Here is a 13,946-nt window from a genome sequence, read left to right as displayed (position 1 = left end):
GTAAATCTAACCGAACGGGCAACGCCATTTATTATTTAATAGTACATGTTACATAAGAAGAATTCTTGGCAGCGCCGTGAACTTCGCGTAATAGGACATATTCAATGAACGTGCTCGTCGTTGACGACAACGAGTCTGTTGCGGACAGTCTCGCTTTCCTGCTGGACTGCTACGGTCACCGTGTTGTTGTGGCCTACGATGGCGAAACCGCGCTCGCGCTCCTTCGTACCGGCGCTTTTGAAATCACTTTCCTTGACGAGAACCTGCCCGACATCAAAGGCAGTGCTGTCGCACGGTCGCTGAGGGAAACGCCGATTCGCTCCGGGGCTTTTCTCGTCTCAATAACGGGAGACGCTGACAGTCAGGGAGACATTGCCCGGCTCTTCGATGTCTGTCTGCAGAAGCCGTTCTCCTGCGAGGCACTCATGCAGGTCATCGAAGACGCTCACTGCAGCAGCGATGCGAACACTCTCCAGGCCGCCTAGAACAAGTGTTGTGGACGGAAGCGCACACAACCCATAGTCAGAGGTTCAACGGCAAGCCTCTTCCTGTCACGAGCAAAGCGAGCGGCGGCTTTCAGCTGTATACAGGGTCGGGTCGTTTTCTGCCGACCGCGTTGCACAAATAGTCCAGTCGGCCATATTCAGCCGTTCGCGCGCTCACTCGGCCGGATGACAGTCCGTTATTAGGGTCAGCTCGTAGCCATGGCGTTCTAGATCGATCGCGGGAGTTTGGCGTGTCCCGTCACCGACCGCCTTCTCTCAACAATGCGGTCTTCATACATTTTTACATTTTTTCATCCGACACTGCCCCCGAATCTCATTTAACATTTGGTTCCCCCGGTTGAAGGCTGCAGAATTCGCAATGCCGGCACTGAAAAGACTGGAATTATTGCCTAATACGAAACTCCGGAGGCGATAGATGCTTCCCAGCAACGTTCAGTCCAGATTAAAGCGGAGACATATACATGCTGAGCCCTCACGAATTCGCCACCCTGATGCTAGTCGCAGCCGCGCCCGACCAGATTGACCTGAACCGAGGCGAGCTCGACACACTCCTGGAGCGCCAACTGGTCGCTTTGGAACAGCTTGCGTCCGGTGCCCGGCGCCCTCATCTCACCCGCGACGGCGATTCAGTACTTCGGGCCATTGCCGGAAAACGCTGAGCGGGAAGAGCTCGAGCGTTCCGGCGATCGCACTGTTACACGGTTGTCGCCTCAGGGCGGTGGCCGGTCGCGCTGGCAGTCTTCCGCCGCTACAGCGCAGACCGAATTCGCCTCGATGGAGGGAGGTCTTGTGCGCGCCACCTAGGCGCGCATCTGCGCGATTCAGTGACGCATCCCTTCCCCATCGCGAGAGACGTGCGGCGCCTACGCCGGATTGTCCAGAAAGGAGAGTGTCATCATGCTGACCTGCGAACGGATTGCTGAAACCCGGAAGGCGAGCCACAACCTCCCTTTCGACTTAAGCAACACGACAGTCGAGAGCATAGAGAAGTTGATTGCACTGAACATGCAGGTGATCCGGACGACGGTAGCAGACACGTTCGATCTGGCGCAAAAGTCGTTGTCGTTGAAGGAGCCACTTGAGTGGTTCGCAATTCAGAACAGCCTTGCCGCACCGATGGTCGAACAGGTGCATAGCTACAGCCGTCAGGTTTTCGACATCGTGGCGGCCACGCAGGCCGAATTCACGCGTATTGGAAAGGCGCAATGCGAGGCGTACGATCATCAGATGCAGTCGGTGCCGGAGGACGCTCTGGAAGCGGCCACGACCGCGCTTAATTCTGCGATTGCGGCAGCCAGCACACTGTACGAGATCGCGCAGATTAACGCCCAACAGCCGGGCCAGGTCACACGGACCTACCTAAAACGTGATTTTCTATTAGTGACAGGTCCAGACGATTCAATCCTTCGTTGGCCCTAGTAGTAAGCGGTGGTACCGATCGGTGTTAGGCCACCGGGCGATGCACATTGCGGGCCGGTTCACGATTGCGAGCGCAGTTTCACTGTGACGTCACACCCCGCGCAGCAACTCGGCGGCGGCCTGTGCAAAACAACCGGTTGTGGCACTCAGTGTGTCATATCGAAGGATTCACGTAGGCGATCATCCGGCCAATGGCGGATGGCAGGCCGGCGTGGCGCGGCTCGGCGTGCGCTTGCCCAATGCGGCGCCCAGACGCTGCACGAAGTCGACGAAGCTCGCGTGCTCGGCGCCGACCAGATACGCCTCCCCGAACCTCTTACGCTGCCAGGCACGTGCCTGGGCGCGGGCGATCTCGCGCACGTCGGCGAACGACCCGCTGCCCGGCAGCTTCTCCCGGTCGACAAGCATGATGAGGCGCGCCCAGTTATGACGGTCGCCCGGGCCGAGGATGTGCGACGGATTGAAGATGATCCAAGGCACGCTCGTACCGCGCACGGCTTGTTCGCCCAGGTACTTGGTGCGCTCGTAATTGATCCGGCTCTCGGCTCCGCGCTGCGGAGTCGACTCGACGAGCGTGCCGTGAGCGAGGTGCGAGTACGCTGATACTGAGGACGTGTGCGCGAAAGCCTGTACACCAGCCAACCGAAAGCGCTATTCGCTCGCGGACGCGGGCCGCGAATACCTTGCCGCGAACCGCGAGCGCGCGGACCTGATGCCCGCGCAGCTCGCGCACATCGCCCGCAAGATGGACTCGGTGCGCCGCGCGTTCGCGGGTGAAACTGGCGAAGCAGGCGACGAAACGGCAGGCGAGTCAGGCGGCTGGCTGCCCGAATTCATCGACGCGCGCCGCGCGCTGAAGCATGTACTGCTGTTGCGCGCGACAACGCATCGCCCGAAGAGCAGCGGCGCATCGCGGCGATCCTCAGCCATGAGAATTGAGCAGTACTTCTCGGCATTTTAGTATTCCTTAAGTAATCGAGGAAATCTTCATAAGCCGCTCCTTGCTGCAGCGCTCCAACCCAAGCGCCGTAGCAACCCAACTTCTCAGGTCTCTCCAGCGCAAACTGAGGCGCGTATTCCGGAACCTGATTGCGATACGCGACTGGGCCGCTAAAGAAGGAGTCTTTGCACAACTTCCGGTGAAGGAGTCGCCATGCCCGTCGATCTCTCGCATCACAAACGTCTCATGCCGGGTCATGTGACGCAACAAGGTTTGTCGGCTGCTCTCTTCGGGAGCGATCTTTTCGGCCGCGCGGAACTTGGCCACGAAATTTTCCAGCGATGGCCGGAAGGATCAGTACTGCACGGTATTCGTGCACCACGCGTCTCTCCCTGTCTTCCACACATCAGCAATACACTGTGGCCCCGCACGCTGCGCAATTCCCGATAGCGAGGTGCTCACTGCGCGTAGTGCGAGACCGTTTGCAGTATCAGGTTACGGTGTCCGAATTCTAATCGCTAACGCCGAAGCCTCTTCGGTGCAATCGCGTGCCGGCACATTACCTTTGGCGCGCTGGGCAGCGATTTCGGCTGCGGCCTCTTTCATATCCGCCTGAAACGCGTCACTGCCGTGCAGGCGTGCCACCGTGGCAGCGCCCATCAACCTGCCCGCGCTGATATCACTTGCCCAGTGCACGTTGCAGATGGATCGGCTTTCGCCATAGGACAAGCCTCGCGTCAACAGTTGCGGTGATTGCGCCGGGGACAGTTCGCTCAGCATAAGTGCCCAGGCCCAGCCGATTGCGGCGTGACCTGAAGGGTAGGAGCCGTCTTTGCGAAGCGCGGATTCTTCGTCTGGCGTACAGATCGACTCGTTGTTGACGACAAACGGACGCACGCGGTTGTAGGCATTCTTGGCGCGGTAGGTCGAGAGACCGACATCGGTCAGGCTTCGGCGCATCAGCTGGTAAAGGTAGGGAGTTTCGGCATCGTTGATTCGAACACCGAGCGCACATGAAAAGGATTCTGCTGCTGCAGGAAAAGAGAGTTTTGCGTCGGCTATTGCAAGCTTGCCTCGCGCTGTATCGCGAACAGTCCGGCTGGCCCTGTTGAATGCCTCATCCGATTCCGCCTCTGCTGATCCTTTGGCAGGCGGAGCAGGCACCAGGCTCAGGCTGTCGGGGAGATCGCTGTTGGCGAGATAGCCCACGAGAAACCCGGGCCGGAACTCCTTGACCTGCGCGGGACGCGGTTGTTCAGCCGATACGGTGCCTACCAACGCCAGCGCACACAAGCCGGTTGCGATTGCACGCCTGACCGGAGCATTTATTTTCATTTTCAAAAAATCCCAATAATGTTCGCTTGCGAGAGTGCTTCGATCGAAACACTCTTTGCGCGCGTATTGCGGGGAGGGGGACGCATTGCCGTGACACGCGCACTGCGCTCCCGAAACGTAGTTTCGCAATCCAGTTTAAATTGGCTAATGCATGAGGAGTCCCCCGCAATTCGGGGGGCTAGCGATCGGGATCACTGAGAGACGCCTAAGTCAGGCGCATCGTATGGATATCGTAGGCTGTATAGTCAAGGCCGATCGACGCAATTCACCTCTAGGCCGTCACGGCGACCGCCGATGCCTTATCGGCCGCGCGAAGCACAATGCGGTTGCGCTCGAACATCTCCGCCCAGCCTCGGGGCGACACCATATAGTCGCTGCAATCGCCGTACTCGATGATCGAGTCGCTGAAGATCTCCGAGCCGCGGTATGAAAAAGCCTCGAAACCGGGCTTGTTCGTCGCGAACAAGTCGAACCGCGTGCGCGGCAAAAGCGCCGAAAGCGCGCGTTGAATCTGCATGCATTGATCGGGTTGAATGTCGCCGTAATCGCCATTCAAATACACGGGATCGTTGCCGCATCTGTTTCGGACGAACAACACCTTTTTGCCGTCTAGTTCGTTGACGAACCGCTCGGCGCGCCGGGCGTATTTCTTCCGCAAATCCGCGAGCTGTTTTTCGAGGTCGTCCACGATCACGCGACCGTCCTCATCTCTTGCGAAATCGTGGTGATACATGAGGTTGAACCGCGTATCGACGACGGTGCCCCGATCCGCAGGGACAGACAAATTCGAGGGCTCGAAAAGGCCGCTGAATCGTGCATCGAGGACATCGAGCAGCGCATGGAAGGGCGTCATCCACCAATCGAATGGATAAGCCTTTCCCGTCTTGAAGTGATGGCGGATATTCCAGGTCACTTCGCAATTCGAGCCGATGCTTATGACCCGATCATACGAACGGGCGCGAGGATGATTTCGGCCAAACACGGCCAATTTTTCGAGGAATTTTGATTTCGTGAGCATGAAGTCGCAGCGGCAATGCGGGGTCAAACCGGGCTTTTGAGTAAAGCAAAGTAACGGAGCTCGATGTGTGACGGGCGTCACAAAATCGTACGTCTTTGCCGCCACGGCGAGAAGCGCATGTTCCATATCGCCGCGCTGCTGTCGATCCTGCCCGTGCTGTTCAGCACGCGTCTGCCCGATGTGCCGTTCTTCGCGACGGTGCTGTTCTTTCGTGTCGTCAGGGTCGCGATATCACCGCGCATGGCGCCGATCCGGGCGCTGCTCACGACGGTGCCCGCACGGCAGACGCACGGCGTGTTCCTGAGCGCGAACAGCGCAGTGCCGGTGCGGCGCGGGCAGCGGAAAGAACGATGCTGCGGGCAGCTATGCGAAGCCCGCAGCGGGGACGGAAGTGGCGGGAAGGCGTGAGCCGCCCTATGCCGCCAGCAAATCCTCGATCATCACAGGCAGCTTGCGCACTCTTACGCCCGTCGCGTGATGGACGGCATCCGTAATGGCCGCCGCGACGCCCGCCAGCCCGATCTCCGCGATTCCCCTTGCACCGAGTTCGTTGAGCACGGTGTCGGGGTGATCGAGAAACGTCACGTCGAGCGAGGGCGTATCCGCGTGCGACGCGATGATGTAATCAGCGAGACTGCTGTTGATGGGCGCGCCATTCTGCGGATCGTACGAAGTGTGCTCGAACAGCGCCATGCCGACGCCCATCACGACGGCCCCTTCGATCTGGTTGCGCGCGGCGCGCGGATTCAGCATGCGCCCGCCGTCGATCACCGTCACGACGCGGCTCACGCGCAGCCGCGCGATCTCCGGCTGCCACGTCACCTCGACGAAGTGCGCGCCATACGAGTAGATCGAGTAGTGCTTTTTCAGCGGATCGTCGAAGCCGCCTTGCGCGCTGCCCTTGCCCGAAGCCGAATGCATCTGCGCCGCTTGCAGGATCTGCGCGAACGGCACGCCTTTTTCGGGCGCGTCCGTCTTGCGATGCACGCGCCCCGCGCTGAATGCGAGCGCGTCCTTGCTTTCGCCATGAAACGGCGATTCGCCGACGGCGGCCGCGCGCGCGAGCACCATCTCGCCCGCGGCGCGCACCGCCTGCAACACGGCAGGAATCACGGAAGCCGTCGCTGCCGAGCCGCCCGATACCGGCCCAGGCGGCAGCATCGTGTCGCCGAGCCCGACCTCGATCCTGTCGAGGGGAATGCCCGTGTGAGCGGCGACCAGTTGCGCGAGGATCGTGTAGGTGCCCGTGCCGATATCCTGCGTACCGCACACGACGCGCGCCGTGCCGTCCGCACGCAGATCGACGGTCGCCTCCGCCGAAAAGCGCAGCCCCGGCCAGCCACATGCGCCGACACCCCAACCGAGCGTGAGGCCGTCGCGCGTCATTGAACCGACGGCTGGCGTGCGCTCCGCCCAGCCGAATTTTCCGGCGCCCGTTTTCAGGCATTCGACCAGGTGCCGCGACGAAAACGGCAAGCCCGTTGATTCATCCACTTTCGGCTCATTCATCAGGCGAAACGCGACGGGATCGATGTCGAGCTTGCGCGCGAGCTCGTTCATCGCCGATTCGAGCGCGTACAAGCCCGGCACGGCGCCCGGCCCGCGCATCGAAGTCGGCGAGCCGACATTGCGCCGCACGATGCCCGACGTGACGCGCAGATTCGGCACGCTGTACAGGAACGGCGTGATCTCGCCGCAGCTTTCCTCGTAGTCGTCGGCGATCGCGGCGTGATTCACGTAATCGTGACGGATCGAGGTCAGCTTGCCGCTGCTGTCGGCGGACAGGCGCATGCGCTGCTGCGTCGTCGGACGATGGCCGACGTTCTGGAACATCATCTTGCGGCTCACGACGAGTTTCACCGGCTGCCCCGTATGGCGCGACGCGGCGGCGGCAAGCAGCGAATGCGGCCACATCCACAGCTTGCTGCCGAAGCCCGAGCCGAGGTAGCGCGAGATCACGCGCACTTTTTCCTTCGGCAGCCCGAGCATCTGCATCAGCGTCCCCTGATGGTTGCAGACGGCCTGCGTCGTTTCGTAGAACGTGTAGCCTTCGCCGTCCCAGTGCGCGACGGTGGCATGCAGTTCGATCGGATTGTGTGTTTCGACGGGCGTCACATAGGTTTCGTCGAGCGTCGCGCCGCCCTGGCCGTACGCCGTGGCCGCGTCGCCGCGCTCGCTTTGCACCTGCGGCTCGCCTGCCAACGCCAGCTCGTCGCTGACGTCGTGCGCGGCCTTTTCATAACCGACCTTGACGGCGGCGACGGCGGCGCTAGCCGCCTCGAACGTTTCGGCAACGATCGCGGCCACATACTGGCCGTAATAGCGGATCACGTCGTCCTCGAACGGCGGCCGCGCCTCGTCGACGAAGCCGGCGTCGATCGAATTGCCCGCGATCCGATAAAAGCGGCCGATATTGCCGCGATGCAGAACCATGCGCACGCCTGGCATCGATTGCGCGGCGGCGAATTCGAGCGACGTCACCCGGCCGCTTGCAATCGTCGCGCACACGGGCACGGCGTAAAGCATGTCGGGCAGATCGACATCGGAGGTGTACACGGCGCGCCCGCTCACTTTCAGCGGACCGTCGATGCGCGACTGTGGCTGTCCGAGCACGGACAGCGCAGATTCGGACACAGTGGACATGGAAAGAAGTCCTTGAAAAAGTTTCAGACGGACTGCGTGACCTGAATCAATGCATGTATCAGGCAGCGTCGCGATAGTTCGACCTTGAAGCCGTTCTGGCTCTGCGGCTTCGCGCCGGCGAGTGCGGCGTCGGCGGCGCGCGCGAAGCTCGCCTCATCGGGCACGGCGCCCGCCAGTTCGGCCTCGGCTTCGTGCGCGTGCCACGGCTTCGTGCCGACGCCGCCGAGCGCAACGCGCGCGCGCGTGATGCGCCCGTCGGCCACGTTGACGGCGACAGCCGCCGATGCCAGCGCGAACTCGTACGAGGCGCGGTCGCGCAGCTTCAGATACAGCGAGCGGCTGCCCGGAATCGGCGGCAGCGTGACGTGCGTGACGAGGTCGCCCGGTTCGAGCACGGTTTCGCGCTCGGGCGTATCGCCGGGAAGCAGATAGAAGTCGTCGATGGGAACGCTGCGCGCGCCCTTCGTCCCTTGAATATGAATCGTCGCGCCGAGCGCCGCGAGCGCGACGTTCATGTCGGACGGGTTGGTCGCGATGCACTTGTCGCTCGTGCCGAGTATCGCGAGCATCCGGTTGAATCCGCCCATCGCCGCGCAGCCCGAGCCGGGCTCGCGCTTGTTGCACGGCATCGCGGTGTCGCGGAAATAGACGCAGCGCGTGCGTTGCAGCAGATTGCCGCCCGTCGTCGCCATGTTGCGCAGTTGCACGGACGCGCCCGCGAGCAACGCCTGCGACAAAACTGCGTAAGGCTCGTGGATCAGCGGATGCATCGCGAGGTCGGTATTGCGCACCAGCGCGCCGATCTTCACGCCGCCTTCGTCCGTCGTTTCGACGCGATCGAGCGGCAGGTGGCTGATGTCGATCACGCGCGCCGGCTTCTCGACATCGAGCTTCATCAGGTCGAGCAGCGTCGTGCCGCCCGCGAGAAAGCGCACCTGCGCGCCTTGCTGCGCCGTCTGCGACGCGGCGCCCGCGATGACCGCGTCGCGCACGTCGTTCGCGCGCGAGAGCTGGAAGAGTTCCATCGCGGTCTCCTCAGCGCTTGCCGCGCACGGACTGGATGGCCGTCACGATGTTCTGATAGGCGCCGCAGCGGCACAGATTGCCGCTCATCGCTTCGCGCACGTCGGCGTCGTCCGGGCCGATTGCTTCATCGAGCAGCGCGACGGCCGACATGATCTGGCCCGCCGTGCAGTAGCCGCACTGATAGCCGTCGCATTCGACGAACGCGGCCTGCATGGGATGCAGCGCGCCGGGCTCGCCGATGCCTTCGATGGTCGTGATCGTGTCGTCGGCGTGCGTGGCGGCCAGCGACAGGCACGTGTTCACGCGCCGGCCGTTCACGTGCACGGTGCACGCGCCGCATTGGCCGTGGTCGCAGCCTTTCTTGGTGCCGGTGAGGTGCAGGTGCTCGCGCAACGCGTCGAGCAATGTGGTGCGCGGGTCCAGCGACAGCGCGTAGCGCGTGCCGTTCACGTTCAGTTCGACAGGAATCGTGACGCTGGACGCCGGCTGGCCTTGCGGGGCGGCGGCGCGCTCGTTGACTTCCTGCGCGGTGAATCCGGGTCGGTCGATGATGTGGGGCATCGGGGCATCTCCATGCTGCAATCGGAAGGGACGATCGGAAGGAAGACTGTCGACTGCCTGATGGCGCAAGCGACGGGCCCGCAGCGGTTCCCGCAGCGCGGTCTCGTGAAAGCGCCGATGGACAAGCGAAAAGTATAGGCGGCGATCCGCAGGCGTGCCCACGCAGTTACAGCACCGTGTCCGCGCGAGCACTTCCCCGGCGCGCCGAATCGTCCCTCCGATCCGTCCGGGGATCAAGCGGCAGATCAGCAGCAAATGGAGTAGCAAGTTGACTAGCAAACGCGATACCCGGTCCGTTCAGGCCGCGCTGCGAGAAACGGTAAACGGCGCGGCCGGGCTTTCAACGCATGAAACCGGCAATTCATTCAGAATGCTTTCAGGACCCGAGGGGCACGCCATTGGAGAAGAACCGGAAGAAAAAGGCCCATCGCCTGAAACCTGCGCTGCTCGCCGCCGCGACCTGTGCGGCGCTGTCCGCCCGCCCCGCGCCGGCGCAGGAACTTGGGCTGTACGGCGGGTGGCTGACGGGTGCCGACCACAACACCTACTCGTGGGCGATCGATTACACGGAAGGTTTCGGCCGGTATGCGGCGGCCAGCATCACATGGCTCAACGAAGGCCATCTGCCGGATCATCATCGCGATGGCCAGGCCATTCAGATATGGGGGCGTCTGCCTCTGCAACAGAACCGCGTCGTGCTCGCGCTCGGCGTGGGGCCATACCGATACTTCGATACGGAAGCCGCCGAGCAGGGCGAAGACTACTCGAACACGCACGGCTGGGGCGGCCTCTTCAGCGCCCGGGCGACGTGGTACACATCGCGCCGCTGGACGGCGAACCTGCAGCTGAACCGCGTGCAGGTTTCACGCGGGCCTTCGACGACGGCCGTGCTGGTCGGCGTCGGCTATCAGCTCGATGCGCCCGATGAGCCCGGCCCGCGCGCCTTCGCGCTGCCGCGCACGCACAACGTCACGAACAACGAAATCTCGGTGCTCGTCGGGCAGACGATCCTGAACAGCCTGGAATCGCAGACGTCCGTCGCCGAATCGATCGAATACCGGCGCGGACTCACGCATTACATCGATGGCACGATCGGGTATCTGCACGAAGGCGGCGGCCTTAAGGCGCGTCGCGACGGGATGACGGCGCAGCTATGGCTCACGCGCGCGTTCTTCGACGATCATCTGACGCTCGGCTTCGGCGCCGGCGCGTACGCCGCCATCCATCACGGCGAAGATGCCGACGAACGCACGTCGGGCGACGGCGCGCTGTCGGGCCTCGTATCGATCTCAGCGTCGTACCGCTTCACCGACCACTGGGCGGCGCGCGTCACATGGAACCGCGTCGTGACGCGCTACAGCCGCGATACCGATGTGCTGCTGGGCGGTATCGGCTACCGCTTCTGACGGTGTCGCGCTAACGCGTGCTTCGATTCGCCGCCTGTCAGGCGAGCGCCTGCTGGGCGCCGAGATCGGCAAGAGGATGCGCCGCCACGCGCCACGGCGATGCCAGCAAATGCCGCACGCGCTCGGGCCGCACTTCGGCGAGCGTCGCGGGCGCCCAGCGCGGCTTGCGGTCCTTGTCGACGAGATGCGCGCGCACGCCTTCGCTGAAATCGCCGTCCTCGATCACGCGTGCGACGATCCCCAGTTCCATCCGGAAGCATTCGGCGAGCGTCATCTGACGGCCGCGCAGCAACGCGTCGCGCGTCACGTACAGCATGGTCGGCGAATGCGAGGTCATCGCGTCACAGGTCGCTTGCAGCCATTGACGTACTTCGCGCTGGCAGATTTCGCGCGAATGCTCGCGTTCAAGATCCTGGCGCAGCGACGCGACGATCCGCTCGACCCCCGAACGCCGGTCGAAATGACGCAGCATCAATGGTGTGAACGCGCCGAGTCCCGCGTGCGGCACGACGTTGCACGGCGGCTCGAATACGGTGCGCAGCGCGCGCATCAGGTCGTCGGCGCTCGCATCGGCGGTCGGGATGTGCGACAGGCGCTCTTCGAACGTATCGAGCCATTCGGACGGCACGCACAGATCGGCAAGCTGGAAACGCAGCGCCTCGGCGCCCGTCAGCGTCACGCCTGTCAGCCCGACATACAGCTCGATTTCGGCGGGCATCACGCTCAGGAAGCGCGTCGCGCCGACGTCGGGCAGAAAGCCGATGCGCGTCTCCGGCATCGCGATCTTCGTGCGCTCGGTGACGATGCGCAGCCGCGCGGCTTGCCCGAGCCCCATGCCGCCGCCCATCGTGATGCCGTCGAGCAGCGCGACAACGGGCTTCGGAAACGTGTGCAGCGCGTAATCGAGCCGGTATTCGTCGATGAAGAACTGCAGCCAGCCGCTTTCATTGCGCTGGCGCATGCCATAGAGCGCGCGCACGTCGCCACCCGCGCAAAAGCCTTTCGCGCCCGCGCCGCGCAGCACGACGGCGACGATCTCGCCATCCTCGCGACAGCGTTCGACCAGCACCGCCAGTTCGCGCACCATCTGATGCGACAGCGCGTTGAGTGCGGCCGGCCGGTTCAGCGTGATGATCGCGACGCGATTGACGACGCGAAACAGCACGCCGGGCTCGCGGATCGCTTCCTGTTCGAGGACGGCGCTCATCGCTGCGACTCCTTCGCTTGCGTGGCCTGCCACTTCGGCGCGCGCTTTTCGAGGAACGCGTTGACGCCTTCGCGTTGATCGGCGCCGTCGAACAGATCGACGAAGCGTTCGCGCTCGACGGCAAGCGCCGCCGGACGCGGCACGCCGTTGCGCGCCTGCTGGATCAGTTCCTTGCTGAACGTGACGGCTTGCGGACTCAGGCTCGCGACGCGCGCCGCCATCTTCAGCGCGAACTCGCGGGCCGCGCCTTTTTCCACGACCTCCTCGACGAGACCGATGCCCAACGCGGTCGCTGCATCGACACGCTCGCCCGTCAGCACGATGCGCTTCGCCCAGCCTTCGCCGACGAGCCACGGCAGCGTCTGCGTGCCGCACCCGCATGGCAGCAGGCCGACGGCCGTTTCCGGCAGCGCCATCACTGCATGCTGCTCGGCGATGCGGATATCGCAGGCGAGTGCGCATTCGAGCCCGCCGCCCATCGCATAGCCGTTGATCGCCGCGATGACGACGGGCCGCGCGTTCTGCAGCGTCTCAAACGCCGCGCCGAAGCGCGCTGCCGCGATACGCGCGACTTCCTTGTTGCCGTCGGCGAACGTATTGAGATCCGCGCCCGCGCTGAATAACTTCGGACCATCGCCCGTGATCACGATTGCGCGCACCTGCGCTTCGCCGTTCAGACGCCCGATCGTCTGCTGCAACTGCAACAGCCCTTGCGGCGTGAACGCGTTCGCGGGCGGGCGCTTCAACGTCAGCAGCGCGACGCTCCCCTCATGCGCGTAGTCGAGTTCGATCATCATGCGTCTCCATTCTTGCGATACAGCTTGATCACGGCGGAAAAGTCGAGCTTGCCCGCGCCCTTCGTGCTCATCGTCTGATAGAGCTGCTGCGCGAGCGCGCCGAGAAAGACGGGTTGACGCGCGAACTTAGCGGCGTCGGTGGCGAGGCCGAGGTCTTTGAGCATGAGGTCGGTGCCGAAGCCGCCTGTGTAGCCGCGCGTCGACGGCGCGGTTTCGATGACGCCGGGGAACGGGTTGTAGGTGTCCGAACTCCAGCAGCGTCCCGTCGATGTGTTGATGATGCCGCCGAGCACTTTCGGATCGATGCCGAGTGCTTCACCGAGCGCCATCGCTTCTGAGACGCCTGCCATCGTGATGCCGAGCACGAGGTTGTTGCAGATCTTCGCGACCTGGCCGGTCGAGGTGTCGCCGCAGTGGACGATGTTCTTGCCCATCGCCGCGAGGACGGGCTTCACGTGTTCGTAGGCTTGCGGGCTGCCGCCGACCATGAAGGTGAGCGTGCCTGCTGCTGCGCCGCCGGTGCCGCCGGATACGGGCGCGTCGACGAAGGTATTGCCGTTTTGCTTCGCCAGTTCGGCGAAGGCTTTGACGCTGGCGGGGTCGATGGTGCTCGAATCGATGATGGTGACGTGCTTCGCGATGCCCGCGAGGATGCCTTCTTCGCCCGTTAGCACGCTTCTTACGTGCGTTGCGGCAGGGAGCATCGTGATGACGTATTCGGCGTTGGTTGCTGCTGCTTTCGGCGATGGCGCTGAGTTTGCGCCCGCGGCAACGAGTGATTGCACCGCCTCTGTGTTCAGGTCGAAGACGGTTAGCTCGTGGCCCGCTTTGAGCAGGTTTTGCGCCATCGGCGCGCCCATGTTGCCAAGGCCTATGAAGGCGATTTTCATATACGTGTCTCCGGGTTTTTTTGTCTGCGACGCTAGGGGTTTGGTTTGGTTTGGTTTGGTTTGCTCTTACGCGGGCATTCGCGATGCGGTTTGCTTTGCCGCTGTCGCTGGCATCCGCGATTGCGCCTCGCGGCGCAGGCGTCGCCCCTGTGCGGGGCGGCACCTACTTTCTTTGCCGCGGCAAAGAAAGTAGGCAAA

The 13,946-nt window shown here is 63.1% G+C and carries 15 protein-coding genes and 1 pseudogene; 6 read left to right on the top strand and 10 right to left on the bottom strand.

The window, feature by feature from the left end; translation table 11 throughout:
* Window positions 1–104: 104 nt before the first annotated feature.
* From J8I87_RS37480 to phaP, 3 genes are all read left to right on the top strand, one after another.
* Window positions 105–485: a response regulator gene (locus J8I87_RS37480; RefSeq protein WP_209937409.1), complete on the top strand. Its 381-nt coding sequence runs from the start codon at window positions 105–107 to the stop codon at window positions 483–485.
* A gap of 482 nt (window positions 486–967) precedes the next feature.
* Entirely contained in the window at window positions 968–1,165 is a 198-nt protein-coding gene (locus tag J8I87_RS37475) for a hypothetical protein (protein ID WP_209937408.1), read from the top strand.
* 238 nt (window positions 1,166–1,403) lie between these two features.
* Window positions 1,404–1,925 (top strand): TIGR01841 family phasin, encoded by a 522-nt coding sequence (phaP, locus tag J8I87_RS37470; RefSeq protein ID WP_209937406.1) that lies wholly within the window; start codon window positions 1,404–1,406, stop codon window positions 1,923–1,925.
* A gap of 180 nt (window positions 1,926–2,105) precedes the next feature.
* Here the strand turns inward: phaP and J8I87_RS37465 are convergent, their stop codons facing one another.
* Complete coding sequence (locus J8I87_RS37465; RefSeq protein WP_209937405.1) at window positions 2,106–2,567, bottom strand: NAD-dependent epimerase/dehydratase family protein; 462 nt, start codon at window positions 2,565–2,567, stop codon at window positions 2,106–2,108.
* Between J8I87_RS37465 and J8I87_RS37460 the strand changes: the two are divergent.
* Window positions 2,566–2,864, top strand: a pseudogene (locus tag J8I87_RS37460) (PadR family transcriptional regulator); the annotation flags it as partial. The gene J8I87_RS37465 and the pseudogene J8I87_RS37460 sit on opposite strands and share 2 nt — an antisense overlap.
* A gap of 28 nt (window positions 2,865–2,892) precedes the next feature.
* Here J8I87_RS37460 and J8I87_RS37455 read toward each other — a convergent pair.
* The 3 genes from J8I87_RS37455 to J8I87_RS37445 form a co-directional block, all read right to left on the bottom strand.
* Window positions 2,893–3,192, bottom strand: a complete 300-nt coding sequence (locus J8I87_RS37455; RefSeq protein WP_209937404.1) for a hypothetical protein — start codon at window positions 3,190–3,192, stop codon at window positions 2,893–2,895.
* 168 nt (window positions 3,193–3,360) lie between these two features.
* On the bottom strand, window positions 3,361–4,200 hold the full coding sequence (locus J8I87_RS37450; RefSeq protein ID WP_209937430.1) for a phosphatase PAP2 family protein: 840 nt from the start codon (window positions 4,198–4,200) through the stop codon (window positions 3,361–3,363).
* A 271-nt stretch (window positions 4,201–4,471) separates the two neighbouring features.
* A complete protein-coding gene (locus J8I87_RS37445; protein WP_209937403.1) occupies window positions 4,472–5,344 on the bottom strand; it encodes a DUF1796 family putative cysteine peptidase in 873 nt (290 codons plus the stop codon).
* Between J8I87_RS37445 and J8I87_RS37440 the strand changes: the two genes are divergently transcribed.
* Complete coding sequence (locus tag J8I87_RS37440) at window positions 5,336–5,626, top strand: hypothetical protein (RefSeq protein WP_209937402.1); 291 nt, start codon at window positions 5,336–5,338, stop codon at window positions 5,624–5,626. The genes J8I87_RS37445 and J8I87_RS37440 overlap by 9 nt on opposite strands.
* A 6-nt stretch (window positions 5,627–5,632) precedes the next feature.
* On the opposite strand, the gene J8I87_RS37435 is transcribed toward J8I87_RS37440, so the two are convergent.
* From J8I87_RS37435 to J8I87_RS37425, 3 genes are read right to left on the bottom strand one after another with little or no spacing between them, the layout of a single operon-like run.
* Window positions 5,633–7,861 (bottom strand): xanthine dehydrogenase family protein molybdopterin-binding subunit, encoded by a 2,229-nt coding sequence (locus J8I87_RS37435; RefSeq protein ID WP_209937401.1) that lies wholly within the window; start codon window positions 7,859–7,861, stop codon window positions 5,633–5,635.
* A 23-nt stretch (window positions 7,862–7,884) separates the two neighbouring features.
* Window positions 7,885–8,886, bottom strand: coding sequence for a xanthine dehydrogenase family protein subunit M (locus tag J8I87_RS37430; protein WP_245254438.1), 1,002 nt, complete (start codon window positions 8,884–8,886; stop codon window positions 7,885–7,887).
* Window positions 8,887–8,896: 10 nt separating this feature from the next.
* Entirely contained in the window at window positions 8,897–9,448 is a 552-nt protein-coding gene (locus tag J8I87_RS37425; RefSeq protein ID WP_209937399.1) for a (2Fe-2S)-binding protein, read from the bottom strand.
* A gap of 398 nt (window positions 9,449–9,846) precedes the next feature.
* Between J8I87_RS37425 and J8I87_RS37420 the strand changes: the two genes are divergently transcribed.
* A complete protein-coding gene (locus tag J8I87_RS37420) occupies window positions 9,847–10,854 on the top strand; it encodes a hypothetical protein (RefSeq protein ID WP_409518870.1) in 1,008 nt (335 codons plus the stop codon).
* 37 nt (window positions 10,855–10,891) lie between these two features.
* Here J8I87_RS37420 and J8I87_RS37415 read toward each other — a convergent pair whose 3' ends face one another.
* Genes J8I87_RS37415 through mmsB form a run of 3 tightly spaced genes read right to left on the bottom strand, consistent with a single transcriptional unit; the run spans window position 10,892 to window position 13,748 of the window.
* Window positions 10,892–12,061, bottom strand: coding sequence for an enoyl-CoA hydratase/isomerase family protein (locus tag J8I87_RS37415; RefSeq protein WP_209937398.1), 1,170 nt, complete (start codon window positions 12,059–12,061; stop codon window positions 10,892–10,894).
* On the bottom strand, window positions 12,058–12,855 hold the full coding sequence (locus tag J8I87_RS37410) for an enoyl-CoA hydratase (protein ID WP_209937426.1): 798 nt from the start codon (window positions 12,853–12,855) through the stop codon (window positions 12,058–12,060). The genes J8I87_RS37415 and J8I87_RS37410 overlap by 4 nt, the downstream gene beginning before the upstream one ends.
* A complete protein-coding gene (mmsB, locus tag J8I87_RS37405) occupies window positions 12,855–13,748 on the bottom strand; it encodes a 3-hydroxyisobutyrate dehydrogenase (RefSeq protein WP_209937397.1) in 894 nt (297 codons plus the stop codon). Before mmsB ends, J8I87_RS37410 begins: the two co-directional genes overlap by 1 nt.
* Window positions 13,749–13,946 lie beyond the last annotated feature (198 nt).

The organism is Paraburkholderia sp. LEh10 (assembly GCF_017814945.1).
Classification (GTDB): Bacteria; Pseudomonadota; Gammaproteobacteria; order Burkholderiales; family Burkholderiaceae; genus Paraburkholderia.
Note: the sequence above shows the minus strand (reverse complement) of the source record. Positions and strands in the feature narration are given on the sequence as shown.

What these genes read in the sequence shown, in the direction of transcription:
- mmsB (WP_209937397.1), bottom strand. Translation starts at nt 13,748, where the DNA reads ATGAAAATCGCCTTCATAGGCCTTGGCAACATGGGCGCGCCGATGGCG.
- J8I87_RS37435 (WP_209937401.1), bottom strand. Translation starts at nt 7,861, where the DNA reads ATGTCCACTGTGTCCGAATCTGCGCTGTCCGTGCTCGGACAGCCACAG.
- J8I87_RS37480 (WP_209937409.1), top strand. Translation starts at nt 105, where the DNA reads ATGAACGTGCTCGTCGTTGACGACAACGAGTCTGTTGCGGACAGTCTC.
- J8I87_RS37440 (WP_209937402.1), top strand. Translation starts at nt 5,336, where the DNA reads ATGTTCCATATCGCCGCGCTGCTGTCGATCCTGCCCGTGCTGTTCAGC.
- phaP (WP_209937406.1), top strand. Translation starts at nt 1,404, where the DNA reads ATGCTGACCTGCGAACGGATTGCTGAAACCCGGAAGGCGAGCCACAAC.
- J8I87_RS37415 (WP_209937398.1), bottom strand. Translation starts at nt 12,061, where the DNA reads ATGAGCGCCGTCCTCGAACAGGAAGCGATCCGCGAGCCCGGCGTGCTG.
- J8I87_RS37450 (WP_209937430.1), bottom strand. Translation starts at nt 4,200, where the DNA reads ATGAAAATAAATGCTCCGGTCAGGCGTGCAATCGCAACCGGCTTGTGT.
- J8I87_RS37425 (WP_209937399.1), bottom strand. Translation starts at nt 9,448, where the DNA reads ATGCCCCACATCATCGACCGACCCGGATTCACCGCGCAGGAAGTCAAC.
- J8I87_RS37445 (WP_209937403.1), bottom strand. Translation starts at nt 5,344, where the DNA reads ATGGAACATGCGCTTCTCGCCGTGGCGGCAAAGACGTACGATTTTGTG.
- J8I87_RS37475 (WP_209937408.1), top strand. Translation starts at nt 968, where the DNA reads ATGCTGAGCCCTCACGAATTCGCCACCCTGATGCTAGTCGCAGCCGCG.
- J8I87_RS37410 (WP_209937426.1), bottom strand. Translation starts at nt 12,855, where the DNA reads ATGATCGAACTCGACTACGCGCATGAGGGGAGCGTCGCGCTGCTGACG.
- J8I87_RS37430 (WP_245254438.1), bottom strand. Translation starts at nt 8,886, where the DNA reads ATGGAACTCTTCCAGCTCTCGCGCGCGAACGACGTGCGCGACGCGGTC.